This window comes from Nonomuraea sp. NPDC001699 (assembly GCF_053596455.1).
In genome coordinates this window covers 194409-211128 of sequence record NZ_JBSFGF010000012.1, presented here as the reverse complement: position 1 = coordinate 211128, position 16720 = coordinate 194409, and the positions used below count along the sequence as shown (strand labels likewise).

Sequence of the window (16720 nt, the reverse complement as noted above, 5' to 3'; positions counted from 1 at the left end):
ATGGACGAATTCCGCATGCGCGAGGGCGGCCTTGCCCGTTTCGTCGCCCCGTTCGCCGCGCCGCTGGCGCTCTTCTTCGCCGTCTGCCTGCTGCTCGGGGCCATCTTCACCGGCAGCTCGGCGCTGGGCGTCGTGCTCGGCGCGCTCGCCACGGCGGCCCTGACCGGCGTGCTCGTCGTCAAGCACCGCCGGCTGGTCGCGGGCACGGTCGTGCGCTTCTCGCCGGAGGGCGTGGAGCTGGCCGACGCCCGCGGCTTCAGGGTGCGGCTGCGCTGGCCCGACATCGCCCGGATCGGCGTGGTGGACACCCGGCCGGCCGACCCCCGGCTCCTGGGCCGGCCCGGCGGCGTCCGCGTACGCGTCCAGGCCCTGCGCTCGGTGGGGCTGGTCGGGTGGGGCGAGCGCACGCTCCCGCCGCGGGCGCCGCGGTGGATGCGCGAGCGCCTGGCCCGGATGCCCGCCGACCCCGTCACCGGACGGCCCGAGGTGGCGATCCCGCTCGGCGAGATCGACCCGCTGTGGGAACGGGGGCCGATGGGCGACTGGGTCCGCCGCCACCGGCCTGATCTCATGCGCTGACAAGCGGGTTGGTTGTGGTCTGCGGGGTGCGGTAGAGTTACCTGCGTCGCCGGGGAGACCCGGCACACCAGCTTGTGAACAGGGTCCCGTCGTCTAGTGGCCCAGGACGCCGCCCTCTCAAGGCGGTAGCGCCGGTTCGAATCCGGTCGGGACTACCACTGTCACAAGCTGAGCGAAGGTCCCGTCGTCTAGTGGCCCAGGACGCCGCCCTCTCAAGGCGGTAGCGCCGGTTCGAATCCGGTCGGGACTACGTTCACTCAAAACGCTCCGGTGCGTCAAGCACCGGGGCGTTTTTGCGTTGCACGGGCCCGCCCGCGAACGGGAACAGGGCCCCACGCCGATAGCGTGGAGCCCTGGCCGTAGCGGGGTCAGGCCGAGGAGCGGGCCTTGAACAGGGCACGGCGGGCCGCCTTGGCGATCTGCTTGTCGGGGTGGACCTGCGAGATCAGGTCGAGCAGCTCCTCCACGTGCGCGTGCGGGATCTTCCAGATCACTTCGAGCAGCCCGTTGACCATGTCGGGGCCGATGTCCTGCAGGCTGCTGACGAACTCGGAACGCCCCAGCCCGGCCGAGATCGTCCACATGTCGAGGATCAGCCAGTGGGTGTCGTCCTGGGTGGGCTCGGGCGCCCCCTCGATCTCCAGCTGGCTCAGGTGCGTCGCCGCGTACGGCCGCAGCGACGGCTGCTTGAGCGCCTCCTGCCAGGCCGGGACGGCGGCCTCGCCCAGTGTGCCGACCACGCTGGCGGCCTGCACCCGGATCAGGGCGTCGCTCTCGTCCTCGGCGGCGGCGTCGAGCAGCTCCTCGGCGGCCTTGGCCGGCTCCCTGAGCCGCATCCAGGCCGCGAACTCGGCGTCGGCCTCGTCCTCGGGCAGCTCGGCGCTCAGTGCGAGCAGCTCGTGGGCGCTCATCGACTCGATCGCGGGCCGGGCGTCGACCTCGATGTCGGCGTCGTCGACCAGGTGGACGACGCCCTCGGTGCCCAGCGGGGTGAGACGCACGGTGGTGCCCTCGACCTCGATCATGCCGTAGCCGACCAGCCAGTCGATGGCGGGGGCCAGCGGGTCGCCGGCCGCCTCCCAGGCGTCGCCGCCCAGCTCGTCGAGGTCGGCGGCGGCCTCGGCCAGCTCGCGGGCCAGGTCGTCGCGCTCGCGCGAGCCGCCGGCCAGCAGCAGCCTGACCAGCAGGCCCCGGGTCAGGCCGGCCAGCGCCATCGTCAGGTCGTCGTCGTCGAGCTCGGGGTCGCCGTAGTCGACGGAGTGCAGGCCGAGCATCCAGGCGTCGAGGACGTCCTCGTCGTCGTCGAACGGCCACTCGGAGGTGTCGTCCTGGACGGCCACGGTGTTGCCCTCGCCCGGTTCGAGGAACTCCAGGTCGACGGCGAGGTTCCAGATGTTCCAGAGCTGCGGGACCGCCTCGGCCACCGGGCCGTCGGTCTCGGGCCTGGGCAGGCCCACGACGGCCAGCGCCTCCTCCACCTCGGCGTCGGTGAGCAGGGTGTCCTCGCCGACGCGGCGGCCGGAGCCCACCCACAGCGCCAGGTCGCGGGCCTTGCCGACCAGCGGCGCCTGGCGGGCGGCCGCGGCCAGTTCGGAGTCGGGCCGCAGCCTGATCGTGTCGAGCTCGGCCAGCTCGTCGGCGAACGCCTCGAAGTCGCCCAGGTCGCCGGTCTCGTCCTCGTCGTCACCCGCGCCGTCGTCGTCGAGCAGCTCCTCCATGAGCTCGACGAACTCGTCCTCGACGTCGTCGAGCTCGGCCTGCAGATCGGCGAGGGTGTCGGAGCCCTTGGCGAGCCTGCCGGTCTGGGAGAGGAACGTCAGGTACGCGTCGACGGCGGGCAGCATGCCGTCGGCGGCGGCGTCGGGATCCTCCACGACCTTCGGCATGCGGTCGAGCAGCAGGTTGCGCAGGTCGGCACGCTTCCACGTGCCGAGGTCCTGCGAGAAGGCGAGACGGTGCCAGAGTGCGGCAGGCCCCACGAGCTCGGGGTCGCTTCCGGGCGCGTTGGAGCGCGCCCACATGATGAACTCTTCGAGCAGGGGTCGCAGCTCAGTGGCGGCTACCTCGATGCGATCTGTCACGCACTCAGGCTAGTGCGCCCACGAGGCAGTCGGCCCCCGAAATACGAGCTTTCGCCGATCATGACGTGCGGCGCATGGCCTCGGTGATGCGTTCTGCGGCCGCCATGACGGGTACGGCGTGCAGCCGGCCGGGCGCTCTGGTGAGCCGCTCGATGGGCCCGGAGACCGAGACGGCGGCGATCACCTTGCCTCCGCTGCCCCTTATGGGGGCGGACACGCTGGCCACCCCCTGCTCCCGCTCGCCGACGCTGTGGGCCCATCCGCGGCGCCGTACGGAGGCGAGGGTGGCGGCGGTGAACTTGGCGCCGCGCAGGCCCCTGTGCAGCCGGTCCGGCTCCTCCCAGGCCAGCAGGATCTGGGCCGCCGAGCCCGCCGTCATCGGCAGCGCAGAGCCCACCGGGACGGTGTCGCGCAGGCCGCTGGCCCGCTCGGCCGCCGCCACGCAGACCCGCTCGTCACCCTGGCGCCGGTAGAGTTGCGCGCTCTCGCCGGTCAGGTCGCGCAACTGCGTCAGCACGGGCGAGGCCACCGCGAGCAGCCGGTCCTCGCCGGCCGCCGTGGACAACTCCGACAGCCGCGGCCCGAGCACGAATCGGCCCTGCGTGTCGCGGCTCACGATGCGGTGGTGCTCAAGTGCGACGGCCAGCCGGTGGGCCGTGGGGCGGGCCAGGCCGGTGGCCTGGACGAGCTGAGCCAGGGAAGCGGGACCCGCTTCGAGGGCATTGAGTACAAGAACGGCCTTGTCGAGTACTCCGACTCCGCTAGAGTTGTCCATACACCGATACTGCCGTCTCGACATATGAGAAAGCAAGTCGGAGGCAATCTCAAGGAGGAGATCATGGGCCGCACACTGGCCGAGAAGGTCTGGGAGCAGCACGTCGTCCGCCGTGCGGAGGGCGAACCCGACCTGCTCTACATCGACCTGCACCTCATTCACGAGGTGACCAGTCCGCAGGCGTTCGACGGACTCCGTCTCGCCGGCCGGAAGGTGCGCAGGCCCGATCTCACCATCGCCACCGAGGACCACAACGTTCCGACCGTCCTCGGCCCGATCTCCGACCCCGTCTCCAAGGCCCAGGTCGAGACGCTGCGCAAGAACGCCGCCGAGTTCGGCATCAGGCTGCACCCGATGGGCGACGCCGGCCAGGGCGTGGTGCACATCATCGGCCCGCAGTTCGGCCTGACCCAGCCGGGCATGACGATCGTGTGCGGCGACTCGCACACCTCCACCCACGGCGCCTTCGGCGGCATCGCGTTCGGCATCGGCACCTCCGAGGTCGAGCACGTCCTGGCCACCCAGACGCTGCCCGCCTACCGGCCGAAGACGATGGCCATCGAGGTCTCGGGCGAGCTGCCCGCCGGCGTCACGGCCAAGGACCTGATCCTGGCGATCATCGCCAAGATCGGCACCGGCGGCGGCCAGGGCTACATCGTCGAGTACCGCGGCGAGGCCGTGCGCAAGCTCTCCATGGAGGGCCGCATGACCGTCTGCAACATGTCCATCGAGGCGGGCGCCCGCGCCGGCGTGATCGCCCCGGACGAGACCACCTTCGCCTACCTCAAGGACCGCCGGCACGCCCCCAAGGGCGAGCTGTGGGACCAGGCCGTCGAGTACTGGAAGTCGCTGCGCACCGACGACGACGCCGTGTTCGACAAGGTCGTGGAGATCGACGCCACGACCCTGACCCCGTACGTCACGTGGGGCACCAACCCCGGCCAGGGCCTGCCGCTGGGCGGGTCCGTGCCCAGCCCCGACAGCTTCGCCGACCCGGTCGAGCGTTCGGCCGCCGAGCGCGCGCTGGAGTACATGGGCCTGACCGCGGGCACGCCGCTGCGCGAGATCGAGGTCGACACCGTGTTCGTCGGCTCGTGCACCAACGGCCGCATCGAGGACCTGCGCTCGGCCGCCGAGATCCTGCGCGGCCGCCAGGTCCGCACCCGCACGCTGATCGTGCCCGGCTCGATGCTGGTCAAGCTCCAGGCCGAGCAGGAGGGCCTGCACGAGGTGTTCAAGGCCGCCGGCGCCGAGTGGCGCGAGGCCGGCTGCTCGATGTGCCTCGGCATGAACCCCGACACGCTCCAGCCCGGCGAGCGCAGCGCCTCCACCTCCAACCGCAACTTCGAGGGCCGCCAGGGCAAGGGCGGACGCACCCACCTGGTGTCGCCGCAGGTCGCCGCCGCGACCGCGGTCACCGGCCGCCTGACCGCCCCCGCCGACCTGTAAGGGAGAACCAGACCGATGGACGCCTTCACCACCCACACCGGTACGGCGGTGCCGCTGCGCCGCAGCAACGTCGACACCGACCAGATCATCCCGGCCGTCTGGCTCAAGCAGGTCAGCCGCACCGGCTTCGAGAAGGGCCTGTTCGCCGCCTGGCGCGAGGACCCGACGTTCGTCCTGAACGACCCCTCCTACGAGGGCGGCTCGATCCTGGTCTCCGGCCCCGACTTCGGCACCGGCTCCTCCCGCGAGCACGCCGTTTGGGCCCTGCAGCAGTACGGCTTCCGCGCCGTGATCGCCGCCCGCTTCGGCGACATCTTCCGCAACAACTCCACCAAGATGGGTCTGCTGCCGGTCGTCCTGCCCGGCGAGAAGGTCGAGGCCCTGCAGGCCGCCGTCGAGGCCGACCCCAAGCTCCAGGTGACCGTCGACCTGCTGGAACGTCAGGTCCGCTGGGCCGGCGAGGTCGTGCCGTTCGAGATCGACGACTACACCCGCTGGCGGCTCACCGAAGGCCTGGACGACATCGGGCTGACCCTGCGTCACGCCGACGATGTGGCCACGTACGAGAATGGTCGGCAGCCATGGCTGCCGACGACCGTCTAGAGGACGACCGACTGGCGCGGCGGTTGCGCGAGGCGCACCGCCGCGTCCGCATGCTCCCCGCCGCCGACAAGGAACGGGCGGCCCGCCGCTACCTGTCCATCTGCGATCTCGCCAAGCGCGATCCGGAAAGGGCGGCCGCCCGCCTCGACGCCTTTTTGAGCGCTCTCGACACGCCACGCGAGGGGGAAAACACGCAGGGTGATTGAGTTCCCCCGCGATCCCGCCTACTTTCGAGCGCGTAAGGGGTTTCTACGTCGAACTCGAGAGCTGGAACCCCGAGCCGTCACTGGGGGAGCAGGACTTTCATGAACAAGCGAGAGCTCGTCGACGCCATCACCGATCGGGTGGGCGACAAAAGGACGGCCACCGAGGCCGTCAACGCGGTCATCGAGGCCATCCAGAAGGCTGTGGCGAGCGGGGACAAGGTCTCCATCACGGGCTTCGGCGCGTTCGAGATGGTGAACAAGCCCGCCCGCACTGCCAGGAACCCGTCGACCGGCGCCGAGATCAAGGTCGCCGAGAGCTGGGCGCCCAAGTTCCGTCCCGGCTCTGAATTCAAGGACCAGGTGAACGAGGGCGGCAAGCAGATCGGCAAGAAGAAATAGTCTCAGCGGACATCACGCCCGGGCGGCCCACGCCCGGGCGTTCGCTGTTTTCCGGGACCGCGTCATCATTCGGGCGCGGGAATCGGGAACGTCGACAGCGTGATGTAGGTGATCTCCCCGCCGTCGGTGGCGAGATTCACCCGCTGCCCCGTGCGCAGCAGCCGCAGCGGCCCCGCGTCGAAGGCGCGCGTGCCGAACTCCAGCACCGTCCCGTCGTCGAGGAAGACCGAGCCGGAACGGGTGACCTCGTCGAAGCTGCGTACCGTCGCCTGCACGCCGACCAGCCTAAGCCGATCGCCGCCCGGCGGGCGAGAGGCGGCCCGGAGGATCACGCGCCCGGCCACAGGTCGGCGACCACCGCCGCCGTGTGCCGGCCCAGCCCCAGGACGAGGGCCGCGCGCAGGTCGTCGGGGGTGTCCACGTCCCGCCGGAGCGAGTCGATCCCCGGCGGGCACAACTCCTTCGCGCCGCCGCCCAGGTGCTTGGCCCGCGACTCGCCGCCGAACCGCGGCGTGAACGGCCGGCCGGGAAGAACGCCGTAGAACGTCGTGCCGACCTCCTGCGCGTCCGGCACGAACGACTGGTCGAACTCGGCCGCCGCCGTCAGCGCCGTCGCCAGCTCGGCCGGTCGCAGCGCCGGCAGGTCGGCCTGGAGGGCGCCCACCGCGTCACCGGGCGCGACGCGTACGGCATGGGCCGCGCCCGTGCGCAGCGCGGTGTTGAGCCCTCGGTCGGGATCGTGCACCACCTCCGCCCCCAGCGCCCCCAGCGGCCCCGCCGCGGCCGGATCGGCGGTCACCACGACCACCCGCGCCACCATCGGGCACGCCAGCGCCGCCGCCACGGTGTCGCAGGCCACGGCCACGGCCAGCCGCGTACGATGCGGCCCCGTGGCGGCGGCCAGCCGGGTCTTCGCCGCGACCAGCGTCTTCACCGGAATGACCAGAGACCAGCGGTTGCTCATAGGCTTAAGCATCTCGCCTCGACATCCCACGCGGCCAACCGGGAGACTTGGGGCGAATACCGTACGGGTTGGAGGAGAGCATGAGCCGCCCCACGCGACCTTCGCGTTTCTGGGAGTCATTCGCCGTAGCGGTGGTGAAGCCGCTGTCGACGCTCCTGGTCAAGAGGGACTGGCGCAACGGCGAGCGTCTCCCGCGCACCGGCGGCATCATCATCGCGGCCAACCACCTGTCCTGGACCGATCCCGTCCTGCTGTCGCACTTCCTGTTCAACAACGGCCGCTGGCCCGTCATCCTGGCCAAGGCCGCGCTGTTCAAGGTGCCCTTCCTGGGCAGGGCGCTCAACGGCCTGCTGGCCATCCCCGTCGAGCGGGGCAGCAGCGAGGCGGCCAGGTCGCTCAGCTCCTCGGCCCAGCGGCTGCGCGACGGCGCCGCCATCCTGTTCTACCCCGAGGGCACCTGCACCCGCGATCCCGACCTGTGGCCCATGGTGGGCAAGACCGGCGCGGCCCGGCTGGCGCTGGAGAGCGGCGTGCAGGTCATCCCCGTCGCCCACTGGGGCGCCCAGGAGCTGCTCCCGTACGGCGCGAAGAAGCCCAGGCTGTTCCCGCGCAAGACCTTCCACGTGACCGTCGGCCCACCGGTCGACCTGTCCAAGTACGAGGGGCAGCCCCTGCGGGCCAGTGTGCTGCGGGAGGCGACCGCCGACATCATGGCGGCCATCACCGAGCAACTGACCGAGCTGCGCGGCGAGAAGGCCCCCGAAACTCCCTACGACCCCGCCAGGCGGTGATGGCATGACAAAGGCAGCCGTTTTCGGCACGGGTTCGTGGGGCACCACGTTCGCCATGGTCCTCGCCGAGGCGGGCAACGAGGTGACGCTGTGGGGGCGCAGGCCCGAGCTGGTCGAGGCGATCGACAAGGACCACGCCAACCCCGACTACCTGCCCGGCGTGACGCTGCCCGAGGCCCTGCGCGCCACCACCGACCCGGTGCGCGCGCTCGACGGCGCCGACTTCGTGGTGCTCGCCGTGCCCTCGCAGATGTTGCGGCCCAACCTGACCGCCTGGCGCGAGCACATCCCGTCCGGAGCGGTCCTGGTCAGCCTCATGAAGGGCGTCGAGCTCGGCACGACCAAGCGCATGAGCGAGGTGATCCGCGAGGTCGCCGAGGTGCCCGAGGAGCGGGTCGCGGTGGTGTCCGGCCCCAACCTGGCCAAGGAGATCGCCCACCGGCAGCCCGCCGCCACGGTCGTCGCCTGCACCGACGAGTCGGTCGCCGAACGCCTCCAGGCGGCCTGCCACCTGCCGCCGTGGTTCCGGCCGTACACCAACACCGACGTGGTCGGGGTCGAGCTGGGCGGCGCGGTGAAGAACGTGATCGCGCTGGCCGTGGGCGTCTCGGCGGGCATGGGCATGGGCGACAACGTCAGCGCCATGCTCATCACCAGGGGCCTGGCCGAGATCTCCCGCCTGGGCGCCGCGCTCGGCGCCGACCCCCACACCTTCGCCGGCCTGGCCGGCATGGGCGACCTGGTCGCCACCTGCACCTCGCCGCTGTCGCGCAACCGCACCTTCGGCGAGAACCTGGGCCGCGGCATGACCCTCGCCGAGGTCGTCGCCGCCACCAAGCAGACCGCCGAGGGCGTGAAGTCCTGCGAGTCCGTCCTCGAACTGGCCAGGAAGCACGACGTCGAGATGCCGATCACCGAGGTCGTCGTCGGGGTCGTGCACGACGGCATGTCGCCGTCGGAGGCGGGCATGCTGCTCATGTCCCGCTCGCCCAAACCCGAACGGTACGGCGTGTGAATCCGGACGTCACCGCGCGCTCGACTCGCTGTCAGGGGGACACCCCGGTAGATTCGGACGTCATGAGCAAGCCACGCGTCGCCGTCGTTTTCGGAGGTCGCAATTCTGAGCATGCCGTGTCCCTCATGGGCGCGGGCAGCGTGCTGGATGTGATCGACAGGAGTAAGTACGAGGTGATCCCCGTCGGGATCGCCCAGGACGGCAGGTGGGTGCTCGCCGCGTCCGACCAGCGGTTCGCCATCGAGGCCGGGCAACTGCCCGAGGTCGACACCTCGGGCGCCGCGCTCGCGCTGCCCAGCGGCGGCACCGGGCTGGTCGCCTACGACCCCGGCAGCATCCCGGTCGAGCTCGGCTCGGTCGACGTGGTCTTCCCCGTCATGCACGGCCCGTTCGCCGAGGACGGCACCATCCAGGGCCTGCTGGAGATGGCCGGCGTCCGCTACGTCGGCTCCGGCGTGCTGGCCAGCGCCGTCGGCATGGACAAGGCCCACATGAAGACCGTGATGGCCGCCGCCGGGCTGCCGATCGGCCGATACGTCGTCGTCCGCGACCGCGACTGGCGGCTCAACCGCGAGTGCGTGCTGAAGGAGGCCGAGGAGCTCGGCTTCCCGGTGTTCGTCAAGCCCGCCCGGGCCGGCTCCTCGCAGGGCATCTCCAAGGCCCACGACCGCGCCGAGCTGGAGTCGGCCGTCGAGTCGGCCAGGCTGCACGACCCCAAGGTGCTCATCGAGGCCGCGATCGAGGGCCGCGAGATCGAGTGCGCGGTGCTGGAGTCGCTCGGCGACGAGCCCGCCGCCGCGTCGATCCCCGGCGAGGTCAAGGTCGAGGGCGGCCAGGACTTCTTCGACTTCGAGGCCAAGTACTACCCCGACCAGATGTCGCTCACCGTGCCCGCCGACATCCCGGCCGAGACCGCCGAAGAGCTGCGCGCGATGGCCGTACGGGCCTTCGAGGCGCTCGACTGCGAGGGCCTGTCCAGGGTCGACTTCTTCTACACGCCCGACGGCCGGCTGGTCTTCAACGAGATCAACACGATGCCCGGGTTCACCTCGCTGTCGGTCGCGCCGCAGCTCTGGGCGGCCTCGGGGTTGTCCTACCCGGCGCTGGTCGACCGGCTGATCCAGCTCGCGCTGTCGCGCTCAGCCGGACTGCGTTGAGAGCGCCCGCCCGATCGGCCCCGACAGCTGCGCGAGCACGTCGGGCGCCGAGTGGTCGCCGCCGGCCGTGACCTCCACGTACGTGGGCGCGGCCACGGCGGTGAACAGGATGGGCTTGTCCGGGTCGGCGAACCAGCCCACCCCGTTGATCTCCTGGAGCTGGTCGGTCGGCGCCATCCGGGCAGGCCGCGGCACGCCGCAGCGCAACGCGATGGACGACTCCCCCCAGACCGCCACGTACGGCGAGGCCGGCTCCGACACGCCGCGCTCGGCGCCGTCGAGCGTCTTGGGCAGCAGGGAAGCGAGCCTGTCACAGGCCGCCGCCGCCTCCCCCGAAGGCTTGGGCGGATCGACCTGTACGGCGCCGCCGCAGCCGGCGAGTGCGAGAAGAAGAAGCAGAACAGCGGCGGCGCGCATGGAACCCGAACCTCGAATGTGTCAGATATGAACGATCGGACACGTAAGAGTACGCGTGATCCCCTCCACCGCCTGAATCTGCGCCACGACCAGCTTGCCCAGCTCGTCGACGTTGCGCGCCTCCGCGCGGACGATCACGTCGTAGGGCCCCGTCACGTCTTCCGCCTGGGTGACCCCCGGAATTCCGGAGATCTCCTCGGCAACGGCGGCGGCCTTGCCGACCTCGGTCTGAATAAGGATGTAGGCCTGCACCATCACGTCCTCCCGGGCGATTGGATCACGCCGAAGGGCCACCGTACCCTGTGTGCGTCAGGAGGTGCGTCATCACAGTCGGAGATCTCGGCGAATTCGGTGTCGTAAATCGTATTGCCGGACGTCTGCCCCAGGGAGAGGGGGTCATGCTCGGCCCCGGTGACGACGCCGCCATGGTCGCCGCGCCCGACGGCCGGGTGGTCGTGTCGACCGATCTGCTGGTCGAGCGCAGGCACTTCCGCCTCGACTGGTCCGGCGGGCGCGACGTGGGCCGCAAGGCCGCCGCCCAGAACCTGGCCGACATCGCCGCCATGGGAGCCGTGCCGACGTCCATCGTGGTCGGGCTCGGCATCCCGCCCGATCTGCCCGTGGCCTGGCTCGACGCCTTGACCGACGGGTTCCGCGAGGAGTGTGCGGTGGTCGGCGCGAGCGTGGTCGGGGGCGACATCACCCGCTCCGACCTGGTGGTCATCGGGGTCACCGCGCTGGGCGACCTGCGCGGGCGGGCGCCGGTGACGCGGTCCGGGGCGCGGCCGGGGGAGGTGGTGGCCGTGGCCGGGCGGCTGGGGTACGCCGCCGCCGGGCTGGCCCTGCTGGGGGCCGGGGTCGCCGCGGGCTCCGCCGTGCTGGAGGAGGCGGTGGCTGCCCATCGGCGGCCCTGCCCGCCGTACGAGGAGGGGCCGCGGGCGGCCGAACTGGGCGCGAGCGCGATGCTCGACGTCAGCGACGGCCTGGTGCAGGACCTCGGGCACGTCGCCGAGGCCAGTGGCGTACGCGTCGAGCTGGATCCCGAGGCGTTCACCGTGGGGGAGCCGGTGGCGGCGGCGGCCAAGGAGCTGGGGAACGATCCACTCGAATGGGTGCTCACGGGTGGCGAGGATCACGCGCTCGCCGCGGTCTTCCCCTCTGACGTACGGCTGCCGCCGGCGTGGCAGGTCGTGGGCCGGGTGGTCGAGGGGGAAGGCGTCCTGGTGTACGGCCGCGAGATGGGACAAGGCGGCTGGGATCACTTTCGGTGATGACTTGTCCTGATTTACGTGAAATTTTCCTGGTTTGGGGTAGCACTAGCGGGATTGTTGTGACAAGGACGTAGCAAAGGTGTTATGAAGATTGGCGGCCACTGTAACCGCGAGAAAGGGCACACATGGGCCGCCACGGCACCGGTGGATCCGACGATGGGGATGAACGGGGGAACGGCAGCGCTTTCTGGGGTCCCGACGACCCGGCCGAGGCGCCGGGCTGGCCGGCGTTGCCGGACCAGGTCGAGGTGACGGGGCAGTGGGCCCCGATGCCGCGCCGCGAGGACGGCCCGCCGCAGCGCGGCAGGCAGCCCGAGCCGTTCGAGACCACGGGGGCCTTCGCTGTGCCCGCCGACGCCGCCCCAGGGTTCACGCCGTCTGACGACCCCGCCGGCTCCTTTCCGCCGCCGTCCGGTCCCGCGTTCTCCGGGTCTCCCTACTCTGAGCCGAACGGGCCCGCCTTCTCCGGGTCTGCGTACTCCGAGTCGAACGGGCCCGGGTTTCCCGAGGCTCCGTACCCTGAGCCGAACGGGGCCGGGCCGTTCGAGGTGACGGGCGCCTTCGCCCGCCCGGCCGACTGGGACGCCGTCGGGCCCTCTGGTGGGCCGTCCGGTGGGCCGCCGTCCCAGCCCGGCGCCCCGCCCAGCTTCGACGCCTCCGGCCGCACCACCGGCCCCTTCGACGCGCCCCAGCGCAACACGGGCCCGTTCGACGCCCCTCAGCGGAACACCGGTCCGTTCGACGCCTCCGGCCGCAACACGGGTCCGTTCGACGGGCAGGGCAGGAACACCGGCCCCTTCGACGCCCAGGAACCCGGTGGCACGGCCAGGTTCGACCTGCCGGAGCCGGGCAGCACCGCGAGGTTCGACGTGCCCGGCGGCCCCGACGGCGGCTTCCCGGGGAGGCCGCCGGAGCCCGGTGACGTGAAGGTGGCCGGGGAGCCGACCGCCGTGCACACCCCCGCCTGGGCGGAGGCCGAGACCGGCTTCCTGCGCTCGGGCTGGTCCTCCGACCAGGACCTCGACGAACTCGACGAGACCGACGAGTCCCGCGGTCGCCGCCGCGGCGGACGGCGCAGGTCGTCCGGCGGCGACGGCGGTGGCGACGACGACGGCCTGAACGCCCCCACCGGCGGCGGCAGGGGCAGAGGCAAGGGCAACGGCAACAACAAGGGACGCCTGGCGCTGCTGTCGGTCGCCGCCGTGGCCGTCGTGCTCGGCGGCACGGTCGCCGGCGTGAAGCTCATGAGCTCCTCGGGCGACCCCGGCACGTGCGCGGACGCGAGCTGCGCCGCCGTCCACACCAGCACCAGCCCCTCGACCGCCACGGTCTCCGACCCCACGGACGAGGAGGAGCCCTCGGAGGAGCCGACGGACGAGCCGTCGGAGGACGAAGACGCGAGCACGCCCTCCGACGCCCCGACGACCACCGCCCCCACGTACGGCAACCGGTCCCCGCGCCGCAGCTCGGCCCCCACCCCCACGCCCACCAGGACGAGGCCGAAGCCCTCGACCAAGCCGACGCGGGCCCCCGAGCCGCCCCCCGAGGAGGCGATCACCGAGACCCCGACCGACGACGCCACGACCACGGGCAACACCGACGGCGGCGTGGTGCCCACGGTGGGCAGCAGCGCCGTGCCCGAGCCCACCTCGACGGCCGGTTACGGCGGGAGCGGCGGCTCGGTGAACGTGCGGCAGACGGTCAAGCAGCGGCTCACCGCGTACTCGGCCACGCTGCGCGTCACCAACCAGTCGCAGGCTCCGCTGGACAACGCGACCTTCTCCCTGCCGGTAGAGGGTCGCGTCACGAACGTGAACGGCGGCGCCTGGACCCAGGACGGCGACCTGTTGATCATCGACCTGTCGGGCTCGCTGGCCGCCGGCGACTCGGTGGACGTCACGTACTCGGCGACGGGGAAGGCGCAGGAGCCGGGCGCGTGCGGGCTGGTCGGCGGGGAGTGCGCCATCGGCTGAGTGCCGGACAAGTCCGGGTCGAGTGGTTGGATGGGGTTCATGACGACCCCTCCACGTGTGCTGACCGTCGCGGGCTCCGATTCGGGAGGCGGCGCGGGCATCCAGGCCGACCTGAAGACCATGATGGCGATGGGCGTGCACGGCATGAGCGTGATCGCCGCCGTCACGGCCCAGAACTCGCTGGGTGTCCAGGGCTACTGGGAGCTGCCGCCGGAGGCCGTACGCGCGCAGCTCGACTCCGTGCTGGGCGACATCGGGGCGCAGGCGGTCAAGACCGGGATGCTGGCCTCGCCGGTGCTGGTGGAGACGGTGGCCGAGGTGCTGGGGGCGTACGGCGCGCCGGTGGTGGTCGATCCCGTCGGGGTCTCCAAGCACGGGGACTCCCTGCTCGCCCCCGCGGCCGTCGACACGCTCAGGACCCGTCTGCTGCCCGTCGCCACCGTCGTGACGCCCAACCTGTGGGAGGTGGAGCAGCTCACCTCCGTCAAGGTCGAGGGCGAGGACGACCTGCGCCGGGCCGCCGACGCGGTGCTCGCGCTCGGCCCGGCCTGGGCCCTCATCAAGGGCGGCCACCTGCCCGGCGCTCCCGTCGACCTCCTGACCGACGGCGCGACCGAGTACCGCTTCGCCGCCGAACGCCTCGACAACCGCCACACCCATGGCACGGGCTGCACTCTGGCCTCGGCCCTCGCCTCCCGCCTCGCGCTGGGCGACGACGTCCCGACGGCGGTGGGGAAGGCCAAGGAGTACGTGACGGGCGCGATCGCCCACGGCTTCCCCCTGGGCGACGGCATCGGCCCGGTTGACCACGCCTGGCTCTGGCACTGACCCTCCCCGCTTTTTTCAGGGCCCCACCCCGCCCCAACCCCCGCCCCCCGGCGTGCTCAGCCCCGCCCCCCGCCCCCCGTTCCCCAGCGGGACCAGTGGGGGAATCGCCTGGGGGCAGCGGGGGAGCGGGTGGGGTGACGGAGGATCGGTGGGGGCGGCGGCGGGCACGACGAAAGCCCGCCGCTCCCTCACCGGGAGCGACGGGCTTCGCGAAAGACGAGAACTAGCGGGTGACCTTGCCCGCCTTGATGCACGAGGTGCACACGTTCAGCTTCTTCGGCGTGCCGCCGATGACCGCGCGGACCGTCTGGATGTTGGGGTTCCAACGACGACGGGTACGGCGGTGGGAGTGGGACACGTTGTTGCCGAAGGTCGGCCCCTTGCGGCAGACATCGCAGACGGAAGCCACGGTATCGCTCCTTAAAACAGTCGATGTAGCCCTGTCCGCTGATGCTTTCCGGGCGGAGGGCATGCCGGGACAACCGGCCAGCCAGACGAGAATATCTGATCCACACCATTGGGCGCGAACCAGAGCACTGGACGGTGACCGGTGCGGGGATATTCTCCTCCAACAAGGTAGCGCATACGGGGAGGTCGAAGGAGCGCAGATGAAGGCCCTCGACCCGCCCGCGGTGCGCCGCTGGGCCCGCCTGGCCGCCGACGCGCTCGGCGGTGCGAGGTCGGAGATCGACGCCCTCAACGTGTTCCCCGTGGCCGACGGCGACACCGGCACGAACCTGCACCTCACCATGCTGTCCGCGGCCGAGGCCGTCGAGTCCCTGCCCGACGACGTCGACGCGGCCGTGGTGTGGCAGACGCTCGCGTACGGCGCGCTGGTCGGGGCGCACGGCAACTCGGGGGTCATCGTCAGCCAGGCGTTGCGCGGGCTGGCCGAGGTGCTCAAGGACGGTACCGACCTGCGTGCCGGGCTGCTCAGGGCGGCCACGCTCGCCAGGGAGGCCGTGGCCAGGCCGGTCGAGGGCACGGTGCTGAGCGTGCTGGAGTCGGCCGCGCGGGCCGCCCAGGACGTGGACGGCGACGCGGGCGAGGTGGCGCGGCAGGCGGCGCGGGAGGCGCGGGCCGCGTTGCGCCGTACGCCGGGGCAGCTGGAGGTGCTGGCCCGCAGCGGGGTCGTGGACGCGGGCGGGGCGGGGGCGGCGATCGTGCTGGAGACCCTGGCCGCCGTGCTCACGGACTCCTACAGCGATCACTACGACGTGCCCGCGCCGACCGCCCGGGTGACGCCGATGACCGAGGTGGGCGCGGGCTACGAGGTGATGTACCTGCTGGACGCCGACGAGCGCGCCGTGGCCGGGCTGCGCGCCGAGCTCGACGCCATGGGCGAGTCGCTGGTCGTGGTCGGCGGCGAGGGGCTGTGGAACGTGCACGTCCACGTGGCCGACGCGGGGGCGGCGGTGGAGGCGGGGTTGCGGGCGGGGCGGCCGTACCGGATCAGGATCACGTACCTGGCCGAGCGTACGCACCGGGGCAGGGCGGGCAGCGGCGTGGTGGCGGTGGCGGCGGGCGACGGGATCGCGGCGCTGTTCGAGGAGAGCGGCGCGGTCGTGGTGCGCCGCGAGCCCGGCACCCGTCCGGCGCTGCCCGAGCTGCTGGCCGCGATCAGGCAGGCGGGCGCGGAGGTGGCCGTGCTGCCGAACGACGAGGGCGTGCTCGCGGTGGCCGTCGCGGCGGCCGAGATCGCCCGCGAGGACGGCGTGGCCGTGAGCGTCCTGCCGACCAGGGCGACCGTGCAGGGGTTGTCGGCGCTGGCCGTGCACGACCCGCTGCGCCGGTTCGACGACGACGTGGTGGCCATGACGGACGCGGCCGGCCACACCAGGCACGGGCATCTGGCGGTGGCGGACAGGGAGGCGTTCACCAGCGCGGGCGTGTGCCGGCCGGGCGACGTGCTGGGCCTGATCGACGGCGACGTGGCGGTCATCGGCGGCGACCTGGAACGCGTGGCGAGGCTGATCGTCGACAGGATGCTGGCGGGCGGCGGCGAGCTGGTGACCCTGGTCACGGGCTCCGGCCTGCCAGAACGGCTCGCCGTCCACCTGGAGGACCACCTGCGGCGCACCCGGCCGGACGTGGACCTGGTCGTCTACGACGGCGAGCAGGGCGGTTACCCGCTGCTGATCGGCGTCGAGTAGCGGCAGTCGAGTAGCGGCATGGGCCCCTTCCGGGGGCGACTCCAGGCCCCGATGCGGGA

19 protein-coding genes and 2 tRNA genes are annotated in these 16720 nt (G+C 72.1%); 14 read left to right on the top strand and 7 right to left on the bottom strand.

Features of this window, described 5'->3' with window-relative positions; genetic code table 11:
• The 3 genes from ACWCSU_RS32165 to ACWCSU_RS32155 all read left to right on the top strand — a co-directional run bounded on the left by ACWCSU_RS32165 (position 1) and on the right by ACWCSU_RS32155 (position 829).
• The gene (locus tag ACWCSU_RS32165; protein WP_449939990.1) at positions 1-579 is read left to right on the top strand and encodes a hypothetical protein; all 579 of its coding nucleotides are present in this window, start codon (positions 1-3) and stop codon (positions 577-579) included.
• 82 nt (positions 580-661) lie between these two features.
• A tRNA-Glu gene (locus tag ACWCSU_RS32160) sits at positions 662-737 on the top strand.
• Between the two features lie 19 nt (positions 738-756).
• Positions 757-829: transfer RNA gene (locus ACWCSU_RS32155), tRNA-Glu, on the top strand.
• A gap of 118 nt (positions 830-947) precedes the next feature.
• On the opposite strand, the gene ACWCSU_RS32150 is transcribed toward ACWCSU_RS32155, so the two are convergent.
• Together ACWCSU_RS32150 and ACWCSU_RS32145 are read right to left on the bottom strand one after the other, a co-directional pair.
• Positions 948-2660 carry a hypothetical protein gene (locus tag ACWCSU_RS32150; protein ID WP_449939989.1) on the bottom strand — a complete coding sequence of 571 codons (1713 nt, stop codon included), beginning with the start codon at positions 2658-2660 and terminating at the stop codon, positions 948-950.
• A gap of 58 nt (positions 2661-2718) precedes the next feature.
• Positions 2719-3435, bottom strand: coding sequence for an IclR family transcriptional regulator (locus tag ACWCSU_RS32145; protein ID WP_357697664.1), 717 nt, complete (start codon positions 3433-3435; stop codon positions 2719-2721).
• A 63-nt stretch (positions 3436-3498) separates the two neighbouring features.
• Here ACWCSU_RS32145 and leuC point away from each other — a divergent pair, with 63 nt between their 5' ends.
• From leuC to ACWCSU_RS32125, 4 genes are all read left to right on the top strand, one after another.
• Positions 3499-4884 carry a 3-isopropylmalate dehydratase large subunit gene (gene leuC / locus ACWCSU_RS32140; protein ID WP_357697666.1) on the top strand — a complete coding sequence of 462 codons (1386 nt, stop codon included), beginning with the start codon at positions 3499-3501 and terminating at the stop codon, positions 4882-4884.
• Between the two features lie 15 nt (positions 4885-4899).
• Entirely contained in the window at positions 4900-5487 is a 588-nt protein-coding gene (leuD, locus tag ACWCSU_RS32135) for a 3-isopropylmalate dehydratase small subunit (protein ID WP_357697668.1), read from the top strand.
• Positions 5466-5693, top strand: a complete 228-nt coding sequence (locus tag ACWCSU_RS32130) for an SCO5555 family protein (protein ID WP_449939988.1) — start codon at positions 5466-5468, stop codon at positions 5691-5693. The genes leuD and ACWCSU_RS32130 overlap by 22 nt, the downstream gene beginning before the upstream one ends.
• 99 nt (positions 5694-5792) lie before the next feature.
• Complete coding sequence (locus ACWCSU_RS32125; protein ID WP_357697671.1) at positions 5793-6092, top strand: HU family DNA-binding protein; 300 nt, start codon at positions 5793-5795, stop codon at positions 6090-6092.
• A 65-nt stretch (positions 6093-6157) separates the two neighbouring features.
• On the opposite strand, the gene ACWCSU_RS32120 is transcribed toward ACWCSU_RS32125, so the two are convergent.
• Both ACWCSU_RS32120 and cofC read right to left on the bottom strand, forming a co-directional pair.
• Positions 6158-6367: a hypothetical protein gene (locus tag ACWCSU_RS32120; RefSeq protein WP_357697673.1), complete on the bottom strand. Its 210-nt coding sequence runs from the start codon at positions 6365-6367 to the stop codon at positions 6158-6160.
• A gap of 53 nt (positions 6368-6420) precedes the next feature.
• A complete protein-coding gene (gene cofC, locus ACWCSU_RS32115) occupies positions 6421-7056 on the bottom strand; it encodes a 2-phospho-L-lactate guanylyltransferase (RefSeq protein WP_449939985.1) in 636 nt (211 codons plus the stop codon).
• A gap of 134 nt (positions 7057-7190) precedes the next feature.
• Here cofC and ACWCSU_RS32110 point away from each other — a divergent pair, with 134 nt between their 5' ends.
• From ACWCSU_RS32110 to ACWCSU_RS32100, 3 genes are all read left to right on the top strand, one after another.
• Entirely contained in the window at positions 7191-7847 is a 657-nt protein-coding gene (locus tag ACWCSU_RS32110; protein ID WP_357697677.1) for a lysophospholipid acyltransferase family protein, read from the top strand.
• Positions 7848-7851: 4 nt separating this feature from the next.
• Positions 7852-8862: an NAD(P)H-dependent glycerol-3-phosphate dehydrogenase gene (locus ACWCSU_RS32105; RefSeq protein ID WP_357697679.1), complete on the top strand. Its 1011-nt coding sequence runs from the start codon at positions 7852-7854 to the stop codon at positions 8860-8862.
• A 62-nt stretch (positions 8863-8924) separates the two neighbouring features.
• A complete protein-coding gene (locus ACWCSU_RS32100) occupies positions 8925-10019 on the top strand; it encodes a D-alanine--D-alanine ligase family protein (protein WP_449939983.1) in 1095 nt (364 codons plus the stop codon).
• Here the strand turns inward: ACWCSU_RS32100 and ACWCSU_RS32095 are convergent.
• The gene (locus ACWCSU_RS32095; RefSeq protein ID WP_357697683.1) at positions 10002-10436 is read right to left on the bottom strand and encodes a DUF3515 domain-containing protein; all 435 of its coding nucleotides are present in this window, start codon (positions 10434-10436) and stop codon (positions 10002-10004) included. The genes ACWCSU_RS32100 and ACWCSU_RS32095 overlap by 18 nt on opposite strands.
• A 21-nt stretch (positions 10437-10457) precedes the next feature.
• Positions 10458-10691 carry an Lrp/AsnC family transcriptional regulator gene (locus tag ACWCSU_RS32090; RefSeq protein ID WP_125637145.1) on the bottom strand — a complete coding sequence of 78 codons (234 nt, stop codon included), beginning with the start codon at positions 10689-10691 and terminating at the stop codon, positions 10458-10460.
• A 47-nt stretch (positions 10692-10738) separates the two neighbouring features.
• On the opposite strand from ACWCSU_RS32090, the gene ACWCSU_RS32085 reads away from it, so the two are divergent.
• The 3 genes from ACWCSU_RS32085 (at position 10739) to thiD (ending at position 14508) form a co-directional block, all read left to right on the top strand.
• Positions 10739-11707 (top strand): thiamine-phosphate kinase, encoded by a 969-nt coding sequence (locus tag ACWCSU_RS32085; RefSeq protein WP_357697685.1) that lies wholly within the window; start codon positions 10739-10741, stop codon positions 11705-11707.
• Positions 11708-11832: 125 nt separating this feature from the next.
• Positions 11833-13680 carry a hypothetical protein gene (locus tag ACWCSU_RS32080; protein WP_449939981.1) on the top strand — a complete coding sequence of 616 codons (1848 nt, stop codon included), beginning with the start codon at positions 11833-11835 and terminating at the stop codon, positions 13678-13680.
• A gap of 30 nt (positions 13681-13710) precedes the next feature.
• The gene (gene thiD, locus ACWCSU_RS32075; RefSeq protein WP_357697689.1) at positions 13711-14508 is read left to right on the top strand and encodes a bifunctional hydroxymethylpyrimidine kinase/phosphomethylpyrimidine kinase; all 798 of its coding nucleotides are present in this window, start codon (positions 13711-13713) and stop codon (positions 14506-14508) included.
• Positions 14509-14731: 223 nt separating this feature from the next.
• On the opposite strand, the gene rpmB is transcribed toward thiD, so the two are convergent.
• A complete protein-coding gene (gene rpmB, locus ACWCSU_RS32070) occupies positions 14732-14917 on the bottom strand; it encodes a 50S ribosomal protein L28 (RefSeq protein WP_049556934.1) in 186 nt (61 codons plus the stop codon).
• 199 nt (positions 14918-15116) lie between these two features.
• Between rpmB and ACWCSU_RS32065 the strand changes: the two genes are divergently transcribed.
• Complete coding sequence (locus ACWCSU_RS32065) at positions 15117-16661, top strand: DAK2 domain-containing protein (RefSeq protein WP_364085021.1); 1545 nt, start codon at positions 15117-15119, stop codon at positions 16659-16661.
• Positions 16662-16720: the final 59 nt, after the last annotated feature.